Source organism: Rhizobium sp. NZLR11 (genome assembly GCF_019685115.1).
Lineage (GTDB): Bacteria > Pseudomonadota > Alphaproteobacteria > Rhizobiales > Rhizobiaceae > Rhizobium.
The window spans coordinates 755,533-776,073 of sequence record NZ_JABDWD010000001.1 but is presented as its reverse complement, the minus strand read 5'-3'; the positions used below and the strand labels follow the sequence as shown (position 1 = coordinate 776,073).

Sequence of the window (20,541 nt, the reverse complement as noted above, 5' to 3'; positions counted from 1 at the left end):
CAGCCACATCTCCATCTTGATCTGTTATCGGGTTTCGGGGCGTGTTTGCAGGCTGGCCACATGCAGCGCGCGTCCGACGTGACAAGCACTACATCCATTCGTACCGACAGGACAGGAACCCGAAACTGGTCATACAACGTCTGGTCGCCTTGATGGGATACGAACCGCGGTCCTCCACTCTTTCTGGGCTCGACTCAAACCCCTCGGAATGCTTCATTCCCGCTCGGAGGACTGAGCATGGCATATGAGTGGGACGAGGGCCGCGCACGAAAAATGCGCCTGATTAAGTTGGCATCTGTCTGGGCATTGACCGCGTCAGCGCTCAGTGTCCCTGTCGCCTTGCTTTTAACCGCATCTCCTTTGTAACTGCCCACTGCACTCACTGAAAATTCCGGCTTTTGACCTTCAGCGTATCAATATGCAGGTCGGGAATGTAAATTTCCCGCGCCTTGACGCCCATCGGCGGCCGGTCGCGACTGTCGGGGCTGCCCGGTGAACCATGCGCGAACTCGTCGCCCCGTCCTAACGGCAGCCGGAAACCATCCCGCTCGCCAAGGCTTGCGAGATCGCTGGTAAGATCGAACAGCCGTTGCGCCACCAGATGCACGACACCGCCTTCGCGCTGGATCTTGCCGTTGATCGCCATCATTGAGGATCCGAGCACGACGCGACGCTGCTTTTCGAACAGGCTTGGCCAGACGACGATATTTGCAACGCCTGTCTCATCCTCGATGGTCATGAACATGACCCCTTTGGCACTACCGGGCTTTTGCCGGACAAGGACAAGGCCTGATGTCATCAGCCAGCGACCGTCGCGGGCCGAGGTTGCCTCGGCGCAGGTGACAATATTTCGCCGATTGAGATCCTCGCGCAGGAAGCTGACCGGATGGGCGCGCAGAGTGACTCCCGTATGCCCGTAATCCTCGACCACATTCGCGCCTTCGGTCATCTGCCGAAGCACCACATCCGGCTCCTGCTGTTCGGCAATCACAGCCCGCTCGCGCTCGGCAGCCGCAGCGAACAGCGGAAGCGGTTCGTCGCGCAAGGCCTTGATCGCCCAGAGCGCATCACGTCGTTCAAGCTTGAGAGCCGGCCGGAACGCATCAGCTTCGGCAAGCTTTACGAGAGACGCCGACGACACGCCGGCGCGCCGCCACATGTCGTCGATCGAAACGAAGGGTTCGTCGCCACGCGCCACTGCGATTTTTGCCGCATCCTGTTCGGGCAGCCCCTTTGCCAAGCGCATACCGAGCCGCACGGCATGGTCATCGGTTCCGCTGATCGCTTCCAGCGTGCAATCCCACCGCGAACGATTGATGCAGACCGGCTGGATCACAACACCGTGGGCGCGGGCATCGGTGACGATCTGCGCCGGTGCGTAGAATCCCATCGGTTGCGCGTTGATGAGGGAGGCACAAAAGACATCCGGATAATGGCATTTCACATAGGAGGAGGCGTAGGCGATGAGCGCAAAGGAAGCGGCATGGCTCTCGGGAAAACCATAAGAGCCAAAACCCTCGAGTTGGGAGAAGGTCTTCTCGGCAAACTCCTCGGTGTAGCCGTTCTTCACCATCCCCTTGACGAGCTTGTCCTTGAACTTGCTGACGCCACCGGTGAACTTGAATGTCGCCATCGAACGCCTCAGCGCATCCGCCTCGCCGGCGGTAAAACCGGCACAGACGATCGCCACCTTCATCGCACTCTCCTGAAACAGCGGCACGCCCAACGTCTTGCCGAGCACTGCCTCCAGTTCGGGCTTGGGATAAACAACCGCCTCCTTGCCTTCACGCCGGCGAAGATAAGGATGCACCATGTCGCCCTGGATCGGCCCGGGGCGAACGATCGCCACTTGGATGACCAGGTCGTAATAGGTCTGGGGTTTCAGCCGCGGCAGCATCGACATCTGCGCGCGGGATTCGATCTGGAAGGTGCCGAGCGTGTCGGCCTTGCGGATCATCGCATAGGTCGCCGGATCCTCCGGCTCGATGGTGGCGAGATCGAGCGTTATACCCTTGTGCTCCTGCAAAAGGGCAAAGCCCTTGGCCATGCAGGTGAGCATTCCTAAGGCAAGCACGTCCACCTTCATGAACTTGAGCGCCTCGATGTCGTCCTTGTCCCATTCGATCGTTTGTCGATCCTCCATCCGGGCCTGCTCGATCGGCACCAGTTCGTCGAGGCGGTCATTGGTCAGGACAAAACCGCCCGGATGCTGGCCCAGATGACGCGGAGCCCCCATCAACTGCTGCGCCAGCTCCAATGTCAGCCGCAGGCGGCGGTCGGACATGTTCATGTTCAGTTCGTTGACCTGCTTTTCGCCGACGCCCTCCTTGCTCCAGCCCCAGACACCGGCCGACAGCGCTGTGATCATATCCTCGGGCAGGCCGAGCACCTTGCCGACATCGCGAAGCGCACCCTTGGCGCGGTAGCGGGTGACGGTCGCGCAAAGGGCAGCCTTCTGCCGGCCGTAGGTCTTGTAGATCCACTGGATGACCTCTTCGCGTCTGGCATGTTCGAAATCAACGTCGATGTCGGGCGGCTCGTTGCGCTCGGCTGAGATAAAGCGTTCGAACAGCAGATCGTTTGCGGCCGGATCGATCGCCGTGATCCCCAGCACATAACAGACGGCGGAATTGGCAGCACTTCCGCGACCCTGGCAGAGGATATCTTGAGATCGCGCAAAGCGGACGATGCTGTAGACCGTCAAAAAGTAAGGCGCGTAGTCGAGTTTGCGGATCAAATCGAGTTCGTGATTGATGGTTGTGACGACGTCGTCGGGCACCCCTTCGGGGTATCGATCCCGCACGCCCTCCCAGGTGAATTTTTCCAACGTCTGCTGCGGCGTCAGTCCGGGGATGATCGCTTCCTCGGGATATTGATAGGTCAGTTCGCTCATGTCGAAGCGACAGCGGTCGACAATTTCTCGGGTACGGGCGAGTGCCTCTGGATAGCGGCTGAACAGCCGGTGCATTTCCTCAGGCGGCTTCAAAAAACGATCGGCGTGGCGTTCGCGCAAGAAACCGGCCTGATCGATGGTCGTGCGATGGCGGATGCAGGTGACGACATCCTGCAATTGCCGTCTACCCGGCTCGTGAAACAGCACGTCATTGGTGACGACCGGCTGGACCTTGTGCCGGATCGCCAGGGTGTTGAGTTCGTGCAGGCGCAGTTGGTCGTTCGGCCGCCGGCGCAGCGTCAGTGCCAAATAGGCGCGGTCGCCAAATATCTCTCTCACCTTACGCAGCTTGACGGCGCATGCGTCATCGGCCTCGTCGGGGATTAGAATGGCGAGCAGACCCTCTGCATAAAGGGCCACATCCGTCAGATCGAGGATGCATTTGGCTTTGCCGCCGCGCTCCTTGCCGAGTGACAGCAACCGGCATAGCCTCGAATAGGCGGCCCGGTCCGTCGGATAGACCAGCACCGATATGCCATCTGTCAAATCGAGCCTGCAGCCGACGACCAACCGGACACCGGTTCCCTTGGCCGCTTCCCAGGCGCGCACGATCCCGGCCAGGCTGTTGCGATCGACGATGCCGAGCGCCTCGATGCCGATTGCCTGGGCGGTGGCGAACAGCTCATCGCAGCCGGAAGCGCCGCGCAGGAAGGAAAAATGACTGGTGACCTGGAGCTCGGCGTAGCGCATCAGCCATAGATCCCGTGCAGAAACCATTTGGCCGTTCCGGTCGCGGGATCCACACCGTCGCCGGAGCGATAGACCCAGAAGCGATTGCCGTCCTCGTCCTCGACGGAATAGTAGTCCCTGACAGCCTCCATCTCGGAGGAACGAACCCACCACTCGCCGAATACACGTTCCGGCCCATCACCACGCTTGATGCGCCGGCGCTTGCCGCGCCAGGTCATGGAGGCCGGCGGATGGTCGGGTGTGAGCGCAATCACTTCGATCCGTTCCGGGCGCGCCAACATGCGGCTTGGCCGGGGCCAGCGGGTCGGCCAGGCTTGACCGAGTTTTGCGGCAATGGGGGAGACGCGCCCGACATTGCGCTCGGGAACGTCGCTTTCGACCGGCGCCAGCCTGTACATGCGCTGGCCACGATTTCCAAAACTGTCGAGCAGAGGTGTCACATCAACGATGGTTTCTTCGACCAGCGAGGAGATGGACTGCTTTTCCTCGAACGGCTCGAACATCGTCGCGGCCAGGGACAGTTTCTCGATGCCGAACCCGGGATCGATTTTCTCGATGCTGGAACAGAGAAGTTTTGTCAGATGAGGAATATCGCGCACCGGCTTTGCCGTTCCGGCACGCACGGACTGCAATGTGTTGTCGACGCGGTAAACAATGAGATCCGCGCGGCGAACGCCCTGCCCTTGCGTCTCCAACGCGGCGCAGAGTTCGACCACGAGCTTGCCGATATATTTCGCGATGGTCTCAGAGGCCCCGATCGGTTCGGAAAAGGATCGGGCCACTTCAATCAGGTCCGCCGTGCGAATGGGGTCGATCGGTTCGACGAGGCGCCCGAACATCTGATCCAGCCTGCGGCCGACCTCCGGCCCAAAACGCAGAGCCAAAGGCGCCCGCGGCGTTGCCGAAAGCTCGCCGACGGTCCGGAACCCGAGCACGGCCAAGCCGCTGACGATGTCAGGCGACAGGCGAAGACTGGAAATTGGCAGGTTGACGACAGCTTTGGCTGTCTCGCCAACCGGCACAATAATCACCTCACGCCGCGTGGCGCGTGCAATCGCATGGGCGGCGCCCCAGGTGTCGGCAATGGCGCCGCGGGCTTGAAGACCATGTCCTCGCAGAGCGTTGACAAGACCAGTCAGCATCGGCAACTCGCCGCCGCGCAGATGGTCGGCGCCCTCGGTATCCATTACAATACCATCGCGACTGTCCATCGCTACCACCGGCGTATATTGGCGCAGCATCCACAGCGCCAGACGCTCGACCGCCAAGGCGTCACCGTTGGGGTCGGCATCGACGAGATGCAGGCCGGATATCATCGCCTGGGCTTTTGCGGCAGGCATGCCGATCCGGACGCCGGCCTTGAAGGCTGCGGCGTCGACTGCGGCCACGCTGCGTTTCGATCCACTGCGCGCAACGACCACGACCGGTGTTTCAGCCAAAATTCCGGGATCGGCGCGCCTGATCCTGTCCGTCGCGAGCGTGGGGAGAAAGACTGATACGACCCGTGGCATCGCAGGCACCTATTTCAAATTCTGCGGCTTCTCCCGCTCTTGCTCTGATCAATTCCGCCAGCCATCTCGCCCGCCCGATACCGGGCACGGGCAGCGGCTCGGAAGGCAGCACGCTGATGCGCCAGCGTGTCGTAGCGGCTGTCGGCTGCCCGAAATCAGCTGCCTCCGTCGGGCGACGCCATCGTCGAAGCGCAATGCCAATCGTTCCTGAAGCCTCGGCCGCCAGCTGCAGGCGTCGCGAGGCAGTCATGGGCAGGCGTACAAGCTCGGCAACGACGGCGCCAAGACCACCAAAACGCAGGCCTTCTTCGAAATTCGTGAGCACGTCCTCTTCCCGGTCGGCCTCGACATAAATCACTCGATCCTGATGGAGGCCCGCCTGCGCCAAGGCCGGCGCGAACAGATCCGGCCGCGTCAGGCACCAGAGGACGTCGCCTTTCGTTCGCGCGACGATGCCAGCGACGAACAGCGCGGCCGCTGCCCCGTGCACAGCATCGGCGCCACCTCCGGCCACCTCGTGCAAGGCGCCGCAGGCCAGCCCACCACCGGGTAGCTTGGCGTCGATCTCGGCTATTCCGAACGACAGCACCTCGCCCTTGCGCGCAGCTCCGCCTTCAAGCCGCCGGATGCGGTCTTGAAGCTCAGAAATGACGGGGTTGGCGGCAGTGATTGGCATCGGTTTCCAACGTCAAGAGTGCATTTGCATAGCCAAAAAAAGCTGATATGTTCTGTTTTTGTTCTTTAAACAGCGATGAGTCAACGGGCAAGAATCGGGTGGACTGCAGCCGGTATCACGAGACGGCTGTTGCTCAATCGATTCATCAAGCAGATTCAATTCGATGCGGAATGTGACGAAAAATATCGTAGATGAGAAAATAGAGATATGCCCGGCCTGCTGACGCTTAGAGATTTCAAGGGACCGGTGATTACCGTCCAATGCAAGCCGTGCGGGCAACAGGGCGAGCTTGATCGCAAGGCGCTGGTGAAGCAGTTTGGCGCCAGCATGCGTTTTGTTGATCTGCGCCGTCGCATGGCGATGGGTTGCGACAAGATGCACTGCTCTGACGGGCAGGATAGATGCGGGACGGGATTTCCCTGTTTGCTGGAGGTGGGCCATGGCTGTCGATCTGCAACGGCCCACATGATCGTTGGAGCTCTCAAACCTTGATTGCGATCCGAAAGGGTCGGAAACTTCGCCTTGACCCGCATTGGATGGGAGGACGGCAATGTGTAATCTCTATAACGTGACGACCACGCGCGACGCGGTTCTGCAATTTACAAAGGCGTTCCGGGATCGAGCCGGCTGGAATGAAGCCTCCTTCGATGTATATCCAGGCTATCTGGCGCCGATTGTCCGCGTCGCCGAGGACGGACAGCGCGAGATTGCCCGGGCGACCTGGGGGATGCCGTCGCCGCCAGCCTACGTGAAAAACTACGATCCCGGCGTCACCAATATTCGCAATGTGAGTTCGCCGCACTGGCGCCGGTGGCTCGGCCCAACCAGCCGCTGCGTCGTTCCGTTTACATCCTTTGCCGAGCCTGACCCCGCCAGCAAAGTCGAGGGTGGACGCGTTCCGAATGCCTGGTTCGCCGGCAACGAAGATCGGCCGCTGATGTTTTTCGCGGGCTTCTGGACGCCCTGGAAAGGCGTGCGGAAGGTCAGGGATGGCGAACAGGAATACGAACTCTTCGGATTTCTGACGACCTCCCCCAACGAAATCGTCTCGCCAATTCATCAAAAGGCCATGCCCGCCATCCTGACCACGCCTGAAGAAGTCGAGACCTGGCTGACAGCACCGTGGGATGAAGCCCGCCATCTACAGCGTCCGCTACCGGGCAACATGCTGGTGATCGTGCCGCCACAGGCCAAACCGCAGCCTAACGAGGAAGGTCTGTTGCTTTGATCGCGAGTACTCAGCACGACCTGAGCGGTCAGATGCCTGTCCACCAAATGCCGGCTTACCGTCTCGGACCTGACGGAATGGGTGGCGTGCAACCCGTGCGCAAAATCATCCATTTGGACATGGATGCATTTTTTGCGTCGGTCGAGCAGCGAGACAACCCGGAGCTACGTGGGCTACCATTGGCCGTCGGCGGATCGGCGGCGCGCGGTGTGGTGGCAGCGGCGAGTTATGAGGCCAGAGCCTTTGGCGTGCATTCCGCCATGCCGTCGGTCACCGCCAAGCGAAAATGCCCGGATCTGATCTTTGTACCGCCGCGCTTCGACGTCTATCGGCAGGTCTCGCAGCAGATCCGGGACATCTTTGCCGAGTACACTTCATTGATCGAGCCGTTGTCTTTGGACGAAGCCTATCTCGATGTTACCGAGAACCTGAAAAGAATGGAGATTGCCACCGAGATCGCGCTGGAAATCCGCGCTAAGATCAAGGCGGTTACCGGCCTCAACGCATCCGCCGGCATCTCCTACAACAAGTTTCTGGCCAAGATGGCGAGCGACCTGAACAAGCCGAATGGCCAAGCTGTCATCACGCCGAAGAACGGCCCAGGTTTTGTCGAAGCCCTCCCCGTCAAGAAATTCCATGGGGTGGGGCCGGCCACGGCCGAGCGGATGAAACGACATGGCATCGAAACCGGGCTTGACCTGAAATCGAAGTCGCTTGCCTTCCTTCAACAGCATTTTGGCAAGTCCGGTCCGTATTTCTACGGCATTGCCCGTGGGATCGACGAACGGCAGGTTAGACCTGATCGCATCCGCAAGTCCGTCGGCGCGGAGGACACCTTCGTTGAAGACATCGACAAATTCGATCTCGCCAAAGCCGAGCTGCGGCCATTAGCCGAGAAAGTCCGGCGCTACTGCGACGTGCACGACATCACGGGAAAGACCGTAACAGTCAAAATCAAATATTCGGATTTCACCCAAGCGACACGCAGCCAGACAGGGTCGGGAGCCGTCTCCGACGTCGACCAGATGCTGGAAATTGCGGAGACCCTGCTGGCCTCGGTGTTCCCGTTCAAACGTCCGGTGCGGCTCTTAGGGATCACCCTGTCGTCGCTCAACATCGAAGAGAGCGGGCAAGAACCGCAGCTCGATCTGGGACTTTGATGCAGCCGGGCCTGAAAACGAAAAAGCCTGCCGCGGGAGGAGGTGCGGCAGGCTTTCCGAAAAGAACCGAACAACGGCTGGGAGGAGGAGTGCCGCTGTTCCGACAGACGTCCCTTGGGAGGAGGAGTGGGCCGTCTGAAATCGAAGCTCTGCGGGAGGAGGTGCATCGCTTCGATGAAACCAAGATACCCATTCTCTCCGCACATTAAATAGACTTTGCTGCAGTGCAGCCATGCGGAAAATGCACGGCCTCTCGCTAACGAAAGAAATCTCCAACTCAGGGCTTCGTGGCAGGCCAGATACAGAAACGCCCGCGTCATCAGCGGGCGTAGTGTCAATCAGGTTGGCTTGGAAACAATCGCTTAGCGAGCGAGCGACTGACGAGCAACGCTGTGGATGTCGGCTCGATCGATACCAAGGTCCTGCAGTTCGCGCGAGCTCATGCGGCCGAGTTCGGTGACGGTCTGACGATACTTGCGCCAGTTATTGAAAGAGCGTGCTACGTCCATGATGATCCCCTTTCGTGAGGTCTCTTGACGCCAGCAACCATGCTTCGGTTCCAACGTCGTTTCGATGATTGGAATATAGGCCCTTGGACGCCCGTCGATAAGGCACAAGGTCTCAGGTCGGCCATGCGCTCAAAGCATGGGTTCAGTCAGAGATGGGCTGAAGGGGCTATCAGGCTCGGAACCGGTTGAAGGCGGTCAGCCGTTTGATCGGGGGATCTGCATCGGGATAGCGGTAGATTTCGGCTCGGAGATAGCGGAGCTCATCATCGAACGCTTCTTCGCCAACCTCGATCCACCAGGATTTGGGACGGCCGTCGATTCCGTCGGACCGGTGATAGCCTCGCGTCTTGAGGTGGTCCTTCATGTCGAAGCGGCTGTTCTCGGCAAATATCTGGACACGCGACCGCTGGCTTGCTTCATAGAGTTCGGCGAAAGCGGTGGAAGCCGACCCATCGACTTCCCGAGCGAGAACCGCCAAAAGCGCGAAACAATCATCGACAGCCCGATGACCATCCTGGAAGTAGCCCGCCTGCACGATGAGGTATCCGACGCACAACATGAAGCAGGTCATCACGATCGCAGCGATAAACTGGCTGCCGTTGAGCGCCGAAAATCCCGATGAGTCATTCGCAAATATCTACGCGTCTCCCAGAACGAAGTCGAAGACTGGTTCAGGCTGTCCCTGGGTCGTCATGCACGATGCCGGCATGGCCTCAGCTGTCGCTTCGGCGAGATCAGCAAGTAATCCAGGCGATATGCCTAGGGCGCTCGAGAAATGGTCATGCGGCGCCGTTGTCAGATCTCGCAACAGCGCGCCGGCGCGACTGGCGTGACGCATTGCCGGCGTCCGCTTGCCTTCCCGGATCTTCACCCCGGTTGCGGATAGCAAGATCAATCCCTTCAGAAAGTCGCGCAGCGGGCTTCCTCTGTTTGCAATCTGCCAAAGTCCTTCCCACGCCTCGTGGGCTTCCCAGTAGTACCCGTGATTGAAGAGATCCTGGCCCCACGCGAACTCCTCAGAGCCGAGAGACGCGCTAACCAAAACGGCCTGAACACGGTAGCTGTGACCTCCAGGATCACGGACAGGATGTGGACCCTTGCCCGGCAAGTAGGCGTAGCGGGGGAATGATCTATCCGGAAGTAACCGAGGACGTCCCATCGCCCCAAAGTCCTTATTATGAAGCTTCGAAATCAGGATGCTCTCAACCCGCCCGATGGACAACCCATCCTCTATGTTGACGGGGTTCGGAGCTACGCGCAAGCCACGCGCCTTCGGGATCGATGACATCACCGGAGTGGAGTTCATCGGCTGAAGCGGACATTTCAGCCCGGTGCGACTCACGGTGGCCCAACGCGGACATCCCGCGTTACCGCGCCGGTTTGAAAGCTCAGCGACATCGGTCTATTGATGGGGCTTTCGCAAGCAGCGGCGCGGTGCGACTAGCCCGTCGCGGGAGTAGACGATGTTGAAAGCTAGCCAAGACGAAGTGGAGGAAGTCCGGGAATATTTTGAATGGCAGGCGCCCGACCTTGAAGTGACTTTCATGCAGAAGGTCTACTCGGAGGCTGTTCTCAACACTCGCCATGACGTGTGGGACATCCACACCAACAAGGATCGCTGGTGGGTCATCACCGGCGGCACAAACCTCTACTCTCAGGAGCAATTCCCTAATATGGACCTTGCTCTGACCTTCCATATTGGGCTGATGCTCCGCATCCCGCGCACGGAAAAACAACAGGAAGGCGATCTGCGGGTCCTTCCGTTCGGTCCCGTCTTCGAGAAGATGGAAGCAGCTGGCACCGTCGTGACACAGGCGCAGAACCTCTCGGACTATCAGGCGGTCGGGGTTCGCTGCCGCGAGGCGCTACTTGAGCTGATCTGCGTCGCGCAGGACGCGGCAACGTGGACAGACACACCGCCACAGCGTGCCAACTTCCGCGCGTGGACTGAGATCATCTGCAACGATCTTCTACCGGGCGACACCAACAAGGAGCGTCGCGGGGCCCTCAAGAGTGCGCTCGAGTCCGCATGGACGTTTTCAAATTGGCTGACGCATTCAAAGTCGGCCACCTGGATTGATGCCGAGATGGCGCAATCGTTGATCCAACACGCCATCGGCATGGCGACATCATTGATCATTCGCGAGTTGCGCGGCGTGCCTCTCGAATGCCCGAACTGCGGCTCTCCGCATCTCGAACCCGAACATGGCGAAAATACTGAGGCACCCGATGTACTCTGGGAACGACCGCGCTGCGCCGACTGCGGATGGGCCGGCAGGCCGGTTCCTATCCTCGACCTCGAGGATGGACACCCCATCATTACACTCGAAGGGGAAGAAACCGACGAGTGCAGTATAATGACCGTACCGCTACGCATGATCCTGAAGCCGGGAAATGCCACGATCGAGCCACTGAGGAAGACAGAGACCGGGCCCCCGGAGCACGTCGTCTATTTTGCCTACGGGTCCAACATGTCGACCGCCCGGCTGCGGGAACGCATGCCGAGCTGCAAGCCACTCGGCATCGCTACCTTGCCGGGTCATTCGCTCCGTTTTCATAAGCGAAGTTCCGATAAATCCGGGAAGTGCAACGCATTTGCCAGTGAAAGCGATAGGGGCGTGATCGGGGTCCTGTTCAGCTTCGATCCTGCAGAGCGTGCCAAGCTGGATAAGGCCGAAGGTGTCGGCAACGGCTACGAGCACGCGACGGTCACGGTCATTAACGACAAAGGCCGCAGGCGCAAGGTCCTTACCTATCTCGCCACCCCTGACTACATCGACGACAGCCTCAAACCCTATGGCTGGTACAAGGACTTTGTGCTTGCAGGCGGCAGGGAACACGGTCTGCCGTCAGAGTATATTAGCGAATACATCGAGTCGGTTGAACCGATTGAAGATCCTGACAAGATCCGGGACAGTAAGCGGCGGGCCACGTTCGGAAGTCCCGGGGCCGGCAAGAGTCCGTCCGCTGCGGAATAGCGGCGCAAGAAGCTACCGTTCGAGTGTTAGTGAGGGGATTATTTTGAAATCCTTGTTGCGGTCGGGCATTTTGCTTCCAAGACTTGGGGTAGAGGTGAGCGCGTGCCAGAGATTTGGGAACTACAGGACAAGCCCGCATACGGCGGAACGATAGTGGATGCCGGTGTTCATCCTGAGGACGGGTCGTCCTTGGTGATCGAGCTCACTCCAGACGAGGGAACCCAATACCTGAGCTTTTACCTGAGCGAAAAGGCGTTCAGGCGGGCCAAGGCCTCAGGCGTCAACTTCGCTGACGATCACTGGCCTCTTCTGATTGCCGAGTACGATTTTCCCACGCGCTTGCTTACCACCTACCCGATGTGGCTTCGGTCCAATCACAGCAATTTCGCTAAAACGAAATACGGGGCTATTAAGCGGATATCTTTCGAGGACCAGCCGCCGATGGATTTTCAGGTCGGCTTCGGAATGTTTCTCGACCTGCCTACCGGTTTCCACCGCGGGCCGTTCGAAGGCTTCGGTGTCGATCCCAGGATCCGCTACATCATCAGTGCATTCGATGAAGTGGAAGGCGCGGCTGGGCTTACCATCTGCAGTGACGACAAGATCTCCATCGACGGACAGGAGATCCGGCTGCCGGAGCATATCTATCACGACGTACGGCTGGATATTAATCGCGCACATGACGCAGTTGTGAGGTTCGCCAACGGGGAAAAGGTGAGCTATCTCCGCAACCGCCTCTTGCCATCCGTCGTGCAGGATTTCGAGCCTGATGATTTCGAGCGACCAGCCCTAGACCTGCAAGACACGGTGCGGTCCGCCCTCGTCAAAAAGGGCACACCACGCTCCCGCAACTCCAACACTGCTGCAGCCGTCCGAACGGTGATCCGTGAGGTCGACAAGATCGCCAAGGACGACCCCGTGCAACTGTTTGAGTTGAGCGAGAAGATCGAACTCATCTCGCTGCAAGTCCTTATAGAGAGTATGTCAAAGGAACTTCTAAACCAAAGAAAGGAGAGATTTTGGCAGGATTATTTCGTCAAGAACCCCTTCGTGTTGAAGATGCTCTTCGGCCTGCCTGTGATTATGTACACTGACCAAGCCTCGGTCGGAGGTATGGGCCTGAAGCGTTCCGGCGAGAAATATGCCGACTACCTTGTAGAGGCGGGAATGCTAGGCAATCTGGGTATCGTCGAGATCAAAACGACCGAAACCCCGCTGCTGGCGAAAGACCCCCTTACCGCGCGCCGACACTTTTTGGCCCATCCACGGACTTGTCGGGTGGAGTGAATCAGCTCCTCGACCAGAAGCTTAGGCTGATCAAGGGTATCGCGGCAAAGAAGGAAGACGATGACCAGCCCCACATTCAGGCCTGGTCGGTTCCCTGTATCCTGATCATCGGCAGGTTGCCGGAAACGCGCGACTTGAAGAGGTCGTTCGAGATCTACCGCGGAAGCCAACGCGATGTGCTGATCATCACGTTTGACGAACTCTTGGCCAAGCTAAAAGCGTTGCACGAATTCCTGTCGACTAAACCGGACGAGCTTCTTGCGCCTTGAGAGGATCCGAACCCACGACATGCTGATCGCTGCTGATAAATCTCTGATTTTCTTTAAAAAATTTAGTCGTCACAGCCCAGAAGCACATAGGCGACATTCAGCGGCAATCGAGAGCTAGATTCGATGCACTTGCGATCAATTGAAATATTTCCTCGCGGCATGCCACGCGAGCCCGAAGGAGAGCAGAACAAGGCCAAGCTCGATCCAGCTTTGCAAAGGCGCGTAGACGTAGGGCAACGATGCCATAAGGTTGGAAGCTTGCTCCAGAGCGTGATCTGGAAGGATCGGCCGGATTTCCCAGCTTTTGGTGGTGAAAAACAGCGAGCCGATGCGGTCCCAGAAGCCGCCGTCCTTCGCGCTTTCGGACGGTACGAAATCACAATAGCGCAGCAGCTCTACCAAGGCGGCCGCTGGCGGTATGACAAAATAGTAGAACCCGCGCCACAACCGGTTGACCCACACGGAGACGCGGTCACTGCCTGGGGCCTCATAATTGGCGAGTGCAAGTTTGTCGCCAGGTGAAAGATGCGCGCTGTTGCCGGAGGTTCCTGTGACGGCGTCTTTCAGCGTGCCGCGTCGGTGGAGGAGAGAGATCAAGACAGCCAGCGACACGACAGCGATCAACGGCCCGAAAACGATGGCGTAACCGACGTTGAAACCGGCAATGCCAAGACCCACGGCGGATCCGGGATTGATCTGCAGACCCGATGTCCGCACCCAGATTGCTAGGAACAGGTTGACGAAGCCGAGCAGCAGTGCCGTCTTCTCGAAACTCGCCGTCGCCTCGTCGAACCGCTTGAGATCCCGCTCGACCGCCTTTGCCTTCTCCATTCGTTCCTCTTCAACTGACTCCTGTGGCATAGCGGCTCCAATAACTTGGCTTAAAGACGGGCAGCGCGCAAGTCAGCGTCCTGCCGGATCATTTCGTAGACGCTCCGGTCGAGACAAGCCGGAAATTGTCGTTGGCGATAGAGGGCTTGAAGCGATATTCCGTGCCGAAGATGTCGAGGCTCTCCTGTTTGATTTTAACGGGGATGATCTGTTCCTCCACAGGAATGCTGAAGCTGCCACCAAACAGCACGCCCATCCCGGCTTTGACGTCGTCATTGGCGTTGACAAATAGCGAAACGGCGAGGCTGGGCGTCGGTCCCGCCAGTGCCTTGGCAAGATCGTTTTCCGAGATTGCCCGAAACGATCCACCCATGACCAGTCCTGGCACCAGCAAGGAGCTTGCTACCGGGCAGGTGACTGCGATTTGGGGGTTTTGCGCATAGAGCGCGTTAAGCAGGCCGTGATCGAGCGTGACCGGAATTCTGAACCCAGCGATCTTGACCGCCAAATCCACGGTCAATGGGTCCTCGTCGGCGGGGACTTGGCCCTCACCAAGGATTGACAGCGTCACCGGCCTCGCCGGGTTTTGGAAATGCGCCGTGTCCTCAACGAAGATCTTGCCACGAACAGGGCAGACCAGAAGGTGGCCGGCGATGTCATAGGGTGTCCAGTCGAGCCCGATATTTCCGGTAACGCTGCCTGTGATCGTTGAATTAAGGACACCGCCCGGCTTGGCGGTGTCGAGCTGCAGGCCGGCCGCGTCGATCTGCGCCGTCGCGCGGATTCGGGAGTCGCCGCCGATGGCGCCGACCCCGCTGATCTCCGCTAATCCGTTCGTCAGCAGTTTTTTGGCACCGCACAGCGCCATCTCTGTCTCGGCCCCAGCATTGCAGGCCAGCAGGTCAGCGTTCGACTTGATGTCACAGGCGGCTTTGTCTGCGACCGCCGAGGCGTCGCATCCGGCCTTCTCCGCGTTTGCGCCGGCCTGGCAGCTTCCGTAAGCGATGTCGGCGGCCGTATTGCACGCTTGGCGTCTGATCACACAGCCCGGCTCCTCGACTGACCCGACCCAGAGGTTGACCGAAGGACATGAAGGATTGCATCCATTTCTGCTGCAGCCCGAAAAAGAGCAGCTTCTCTGCTCGCAACGGGCCTGCTCGCAGTGCTTGCGATGGCATTCGAAGCGGGCATAATCCATCAGGTTGATGCGTTGCGTTTCCATCGGTTGCGTGCCGGTGTCGAAGGTCAACCCGGCTTGCGGGTGCAAGCGCGCCCAGTCCGCGTTGAAGATCTCGGCAAAGCGGCCCCAGGACACGAACCCGAAGATAGGTTCAGTGGGGCTGGGGCCATAACGATCCCCGACCAGCTTGACGGCGGCCTTTTCGATATCCTGCGGCGTCGTTTGTTCAGGGATTGGCATTGACACGCGGTTCGGACGTGTGTCGCCGGTTGCGGTGTTCGACACATCGCCCAGCAGCCAAAATCCACGAGGACCGATCGATGCGACCACGCGATCGACGGTGATGGCCGACGGCGAGAATCTTTCCGGCGTGAACCGGACTTGAAGGCCATCGGCATCGCTGGGCTTGAGCTCCACCTCCTGGGGTGCAAGCACCGGCAGGTTTACAGGGATCGCGGGCAGAACCGAGTTGACGGTATTCTTGAGCGTATCGGCGACCTGGTTCACCAGTGGCACGAGTTGCGCCACGTCTAGCGTGTTGTCGCCGATATCGATCGTCAGGAGTTGCACGGCGCCAATGCGTGGCACGATGCGGATTTCCTTCTTGCCGGGCACGGCATTGGGAACCGCGACGACAACGACCCGCCAGCTGGAGACAAGCGTACGGCCATCCCCTATAGGGATGCGGGCGTCGGCAATTGCCTCGACCTGGATAGCGCCGTCAATAAGCTTCGGCTTGACGTCCTTCCAAGTCACCTCGCCAGCCGGTTGTTTCTTTAACGCAGACGCGAGCGCGTCGCCGGCTGTCTTGACGAACTGATCTCCTGAAAGAAAAACGACGACATCCGGACCCCTGACGTCGTTCAGCACCTGTGAGTTTGCTGCGGCCGCGGCATTAACGACCGGCTCGACATCGGCCGGCGCCCTGTAGCCTCCCAGAATCCCGTCCAGCAGGCGGTCGGCAAAATGGAGCCCTGTTGTTTTCGTGACCGGGGCGGGAAACTGCGGTTCAATCCGTTTCAGGAACATTCTCCGGTACGCCTCGAAAGCGAGATCGCCGGTATCACCACTCGGCGCATCAGCCTTTTCCGATGGCAGCAGCTGGGACACAGCAACGATGCCGTCGGTGGCGATCAGCACTGCGGGGGTGGTCGGGACGATTGCTGGGATGACAATGTCGACGTCACCGACCCGAACCGTTTTCGCTTCCGTGGCCGGTGGCAGGAATTTGACCGTCTGCGGCGGCAACGCACCATTGATCCTAGCAAGCATTTGAGCGATCGCCGGATTGGCAATGCCGACGATCTGGCCGGGAAGCCAGTTCCACCCTGGGACTTTGATGGTGTTAAGCGTGATGCGGTCGAAGGCCGGCTGCAACAGCAGGTCGCCGTCCACGAATGACAGGGTGGCGGCGCCGTTGACCGTGCCGGTCAGTTCCGTGCCGTCGTCCAGACGACCATCGACCTTGGCGGCAATGCCGATTACCTGGTTGTCCGGACCCACCGTCAAGCCGGTCAGCTTGACCGGAATAGTCTTGTCCGCAACGGAGATGCTGGCATCGACGAGCCTCTGCAGATCGTCAGCCTGCAGCCGGAGCAGCGTGTCGGGTTGCGGCATCGTCGATAACGACGTGACACCGGCAGCAATCGCGCCACGACGTATGTCTTCGACAGTCCGCTCGATGCCCGCCTTGTTCAGCTCCTTGAGAGCCATATTGAGAATGACAGCCGGCAAGATCAAAAACGCCAGTCCCACGACAACAATTGCCGCGCCGGTGTAACCCCACCAGGGTATGCGCTTAAAAAAAGAAGTTTTGCTGGTCACTCGAACGTTTTCGTCAGACATGGCAGCCCCCCGGCCAGAAAGTCAGCGTCGTATTGGTGAAGACATACTATAACGCGAATATACTCGTATAACGAGCATTTACAATGGCAGCTGTATAATAGTTTTATTTCACGATGGAGTGTCTCCACGCGCCAGAGTTCGAGGCCTTAATATCTTTCACCTCCGCCTTGCCGAGCTCTGAAAATGGTTGGAAATGACAAGGATACGAACCATCAACCCGCGGTGCGCTAAACGCCTGATTCAATGCGATAGGATGCACCGACCATAGGCGCACGATAGTTCTGAATGGAGTAGGCCATTGCTTCACTATGGCTTGCCGCAATTTTCCCCTGGATCGGAAGATTGAAAATAAGAACAAAGAGTAGACAGAAATTCATCTCTATAGGATAGGTAAGCGGCAAGACAGCGAACCCATGCGTGCACGATTCGGGAGATAGCCGTGACCTTCGTTACCCATCGCGACCCTATCGACACTCCCGTCCTCCGCAAGGAGAGAGGCGCGTTCTTCACGCCTTCAGCGATTACCCATTTCATTTCCAAATGGGCCATTCGCGCGCCTGATAATCGTGTGCTCGAGCCTGCTGCTGGCGACGCTGCATTCCTGGTTTCCGCGGTCGAGCGCCTTCGTGACCTCGCTCCACGCACGCGCTCGCGCCCGATGGTTCATGGCGTGGAGATACACGCCCACAGCGCACATATTGCCCGCAAGCGGGTCGCTGACTCTGGGGGCGAGGCCGATATCCAACTGTCCGACTTCTTTGCCGTCACACCTGATCCGGCGTTCGACGCCGTCATCGGAAATCCTCCCTTTATCCGATATCAGGACTTTACGGGGGAAGCCCGTGCCCGTGCCCGGGAGGCGGCCATCAGGGGCGGCATTTCCCTCACGGGGCTCGCATCCAGTTGGGCTGCGTTCACCGTGCACTCGGCGTTGTTCCTTAAGAAAGGCGGCCGGCTGGCCTTCGTCTTGCCCGCCGAACTGCTCTCGGTGAACTATGCCGCTCCCGTCCGCAAGTTCCTGTTCAGTCGATTCCGCGACGTGCAGCTTGTATTATTCGATGAGCAAGTGTTCCCGGAGGCGGAAGCGGATGTCGTACTTCTCCTCGCTGATGGCTACCTTGAGGGGCCGACGGATTTCGCAACGATCCGCCAAACCAAGAACGCTGCAACGCTCGACACTTTAGGCCCGGGACTGAGCTGGACACCGGCCGACCCAGCGGGCAAGTGGACCAGCAGTCTCGTCGATATCGACGCAGTGCATCTTTTGCAGGCTCTCTCGGCAGCAGGCCTCTACACCGACCTGGAAACCTGGGGCGACACAACGCTCGGAATGGTAACTGGAAACAACAAATACTTCACACTCTCCCCCCAACGCGTAGCCGAGCTTGGACTTCGCCCAGACGAGTTGCTCAGCCTTTCGCCACCCGGAAGTTCGCATTTGCGGGGCCTCTCGCTTTCGAGTGCCCAGCTGAAGAAACTCGGTGAAGAGGGCAACGCGATCCACCTGTTTTATCCAAACGAACCGCCTTCCAGGGCTGCTGCGGCATATATTGCCGACGGCCACAGGACAGGCGTCGACACCGCCTATAAATGTCGGGTCCGCAAGACCTGGTACCGGGTGCCGCTCGTTTCACCCGCGGACCTTTTACTGACCTGTATGAATGCGGACACCCCCCGGATTACGGAAAACTCGGCCAAGGCTCGTCACCTTAACTCGGTGCATGGGGTTTACCTGAACGAGGCATATACGGCCTTGGGCAGCGAGCTCCTTCCGGTCGCCAGCTTGAACTCAATCACCTTGTTGCATGCCGAAATGGTCGGACGCGCGTATGGTGGCGGGATCCTGAAGATCGAGCCAAAGGAGGCCGACGTGTGGGCCATGCCTTCGCCGACTCTGGTTGCCGCTCGCGCCGATGAGCTTCGCAAGATCAAGCGTAGCGTTGGAAAGCTTCTGGACAAAGGGCGGCTGCTCGATGCCGTCAAACTGGTTGACGAGGTACTGTTGGTCGACGGCGAGGTTTCGGCAACACAAATGGCAGCCGTCCGGAATGCACGCGCGGAACTGGCGAACCGTCGCAATGTGAGGTCAGCAAGTGGCCGCTAAACCAAGTTCGAAAGCAGAAGCGTGGGAAATATTCGATCATATCGTCGAAGCTGCCGCACTTAGCGGGAAACACAACGATCCATGGATTCTTGGAACTGACGGCCAGCCGTTCATCAATCCCGATTACGACACCCTTGCGCTTCTGCTCGGTGTTCCGCTGCACCTGAAAGTCGGGACGCAAACAGGGGTGCCTGCCCTCGCCCTCGATGTCTGGCTCAGCTATGAACTTCGAAGGGCTGGCTTCGGGACGGACCAGGTTTGGCCAAGGCCTGCTAATCCGCGGGTTCTTCCCGCGCCTGTCTCGGCTTTCGTCAAGTCGCTTCCCACAGCGATACGGGCCAAGGCCCAATCCCATTTGACTTCGAACTCGTCCATTCCCGGCGTGACTTCCTCCTCTGCTTCAATTTTGGGTAAAAACTATCTGAAGCAAGTCGATGTCATCATCACGGATTGGGTAACCGGCCCAGAATTGCTGATATCTACGAAGCGAATGGACTCCTCATATGGAAAAAATGCGCCGAACCGAATCGAGGAGTCCTACGGCGACGCCAAGAATCTTCGCTTGCGCCATCCCCTTGCGGCACTAGGTTTCTTGTTCGGTCTGCGGTCTGATATTTTGGAAAAGGAACCCAAGACGGCAGAATGGTTGTTTGACCTGTTGTCCAAGCTTGGCCGTGAGGACGATGCGTACCACTCCACCTGCCTGGTGTTGATGGAATACTCCACTGATCCGGTACAGCCGGCGGTCGATGAAGAAGAACCCACCGACGGCATATTAGAGCCGGGCCCACAGCCGATAACGGATCCGACCGAGGGTGAAATCGCGCACCTCGCCAAAAGCACAGTCGAGGCCGTCGTCAAGGCCCTGCCAAAGGTATCGATTCTCGCAGAACGAACTCCAGATGACCTCTCACCGGCCCGTTTTCTGACGTCCCTGATTACGCGCGTTCTTGCGGCTACGCCCGTCAACATGCATGAGGAGGCGAGGAGGCGTCGCAGTTCCATCTTACCAAGGAAATAAATGTGCTCCTCAAGCTGTCTGCACATATGACGACGGCTCGCCCTCAGCCTAGGCGGCAGACTGTATATGCGGGACGATCCGCGCTGCGATCAATTCGGCCTCTCGCAGGTCAAAGGGTGGCGGCATCTCGGCGATCGAAAGCTGTTGTAGCTGATGACCGCGAGCAATCCGCACGGTTCTCCGTAGCGGACGATCTATAGGGCGCACTTTTGTTGAAGAGGGCCTAGCTCGAACCTGGTAAGGCAGCAGAATGCCCCTGGTGTCGTTATTGGCACTAATACAAGATTGATTATCCCGTT

Annotated in this window: 15 protein-coding genes and 1 pseudogene; 7 read left to right on the top strand and 9 right to left on the bottom strand. The window is 58.9% G+C overall.

Annotated features, from left to right (window positions below; genetic code table 11):
- Positions 1-379 precede the first annotated feature (379 nt).
- The 4 genes from HJB83_RS03765 to HJB83_RS03750 are packed head-to-tail and all read right to left on the bottom strand — an operon-like array spanning position 380 to position 6,271.
- Entirely contained in the window at positions 380-3,643 is a 3,264-nt protein-coding gene (locus HJB83_RS03765) for an error-prone DNA polymerase (protein ID WP_221159536.1), read from the bottom strand.
- The gene (locus HJB83_RS03760; protein ID WP_221159508.1) at positions 3,643-5,154 is read right to left on the bottom strand and encodes a DNA polymerase Y family protein; all 1,512 of its coding nucleotides are present in this window, start codon (positions 5,152-5,154) and stop codon (positions 3,643-3,645) included. Before HJB83_RS03760 ends, HJB83_RS03765 begins: the two co-directional genes overlap by 1 nt.
- On the bottom strand, positions 5,075-5,830 hold the full coding sequence (locus HJB83_RS03755; RefSeq protein ID WP_221159507.1) for an ImuA family protein: 756 nt from the start codon (positions 5,828-5,830) through the stop codon (positions 5,075-5,077). Before HJB83_RS03755 ends, HJB83_RS03760 begins: the two co-directional genes overlap by 80 nt.
- Positions 5,831-5,842: 12 nt before the next feature.
- Positions 5,843-6,271: a hypothetical protein gene (locus HJB83_RS03750; RefSeq protein WP_221159506.1), complete on the bottom strand. Its 429-nt coding sequence runs from the start codon at positions 6,269-6,271 to the stop codon at positions 5,843-5,845.
- 109 nt (positions 6,272-6,380) lie between these two features.
- Here HJB83_RS03750 and HJB83_RS03745 point away from each other — a divergent pair, with 109 nt between their 5' ends.
- The gene (locus tag HJB83_RS03745) at positions 6,381-7,058 is read left to right on the top strand and encodes an SOS response-associated peptidase (protein WP_221159505.1); all 678 of its coding nucleotides are present in this window, start codon (positions 6,381-6,383) and stop codon (positions 7,056-7,058) included.
- A 77-nt stretch (positions 7,059-7,135) separates the two neighbouring features.
- Positions 7,136-8,218, top strand: a complete 1,083-nt coding sequence (gene dinB / locus HJB83_RS03740) for a DNA polymerase IV (RefSeq protein WP_221159504.1) — start codon at positions 7,136-7,138, stop codon at positions 8,216-8,218.
- A 362-nt stretch (positions 8,219-8,580) separates the two neighbouring features.
- On the opposite strand, the gene HJB83_RS03735 is transcribed toward dinB, so the two are convergent.
- The 3 genes and pseudogenes from HJB83_RS03735 to HJB83_RS03725 all read right to left on the bottom strand — a co-directional run bounded on the left by HJB83_RS03735 (position 8,581) and on the right by HJB83_RS03725 (position 9,886).
- The gene (locus HJB83_RS03735) at positions 8,581-8,727 is read right to left on the bottom strand and encodes a DUF1127 domain-containing protein (protein WP_221159503.1); all 147 of its coding nucleotides are present in this window, start codon (positions 8,725-8,727) and stop codon (positions 8,581-8,583) included.
- Positions 8,728-8,896: 169 nt separating this feature from the next.
- Positions 8,897-9,277 (bottom strand): annotated as a pseudogene (locus HJB83_RS33945) (3'-5' exonuclease); the annotation flags it as partial.
- An 87-nt stretch (positions 9,278-9,364) separates the two neighbouring features.
- Positions 9,365-9,886 carry a DUF309 domain-containing protein gene (locus tag HJB83_RS03725; protein ID WP_221159535.1) on the bottom strand — a complete coding sequence of 174 codons (522 nt, stop codon included), beginning with the start codon at positions 9,884-9,886 and terminating at the stop codon, positions 9,365-9,367.
- A 304-nt stretch (positions 9,887-10,190) separates the two neighbouring features.
- Here HJB83_RS03725 and HJB83_RS03720 point away from each other — a divergent pair, with 304 nt between their 5' ends.
- The 3 genes from HJB83_RS03720 to HJB83_RS03710 all read left to right on the top strand — a co-directional run bounded on the left by HJB83_RS03720 (position 10,191) and on the right by HJB83_RS03710 (position 13,261).
- On the top strand, positions 10,191-11,705 hold the full coding sequence (locus HJB83_RS03720) for a gamma-glutamylcyclotransferase (RefSeq protein ID WP_221159501.1): 1,515 nt from the start codon (positions 10,191-10,193) through the stop codon (positions 11,703-11,705).
- 102 nt (positions 11,706-11,807) lie between these two features.
- Entirely contained in the window at positions 11,808-12,992 is a 1,185-nt protein-coding gene (locus HJB83_RS03715; protein ID WP_221159500.1) for a DUF4263 domain-containing protein, read from the top strand.
- Positions 12,989-13,261, top strand: a complete 273-nt coding sequence (locus tag HJB83_RS03710) for a Shedu anti-phage system protein SduA domain-containing protein (RefSeq protein ID WP_221159499.1) — start codon at positions 12,989-12,991, stop codon at positions 13,259-13,261. Before HJB83_RS03715 ends, HJB83_RS03710 begins: the two co-directional genes overlap by 4 nt.
- A gap of 135 nt (positions 13,262-13,396) precedes the next feature.
- Here the strand turns inward: HJB83_RS03710 and HJB83_RS03705 are convergent, their stop codons facing one another.
- Complete coding sequence (locus tag HJB83_RS03705; protein ID WP_221159498.1) at positions 13,397-14,092, bottom strand: hypothetical protein; 696 nt, start codon at positions 14,090-14,092, stop codon at positions 13,397-13,399.
- Between the two features lie 88 nt (positions 14,093-14,180).
- Positions 14,181-17,117, bottom strand: coding sequence for a hypothetical protein (locus HJB83_RS03700; RefSeq protein WP_221159497.1), 2,937 nt, complete (start codon positions 17,115-17,117; stop codon positions 14,181-14,183).
- Between the two features lie 439 nt (positions 17,118-17,556).
- On the opposite strand from HJB83_RS03700, the gene HJB83_RS03695 reads away from it, so the two are divergent.
- Together HJB83_RS03695 and HJB83_RS03690 are read left to right on the top strand one after the other, a co-directional pair.
- Entirely contained in the window at positions 17,557-19,221 is a 1,665-nt protein-coding gene (locus HJB83_RS03695; RefSeq protein ID WP_221159496.1) for an N-6 DNA methylase, read from the top strand.
- Positions 19,211-20,242, top strand: coding sequence for a hypothetical protein (locus HJB83_RS03690; protein WP_221159495.1), 1,032 nt, complete (start codon positions 19,211-19,213; stop codon positions 20,240-20,242). Before HJB83_RS03695 ends, HJB83_RS03690 begins: the two co-directional genes overlap by 11 nt.
- Positions 20,243-20,541: the final 299 nt, after the last annotated feature.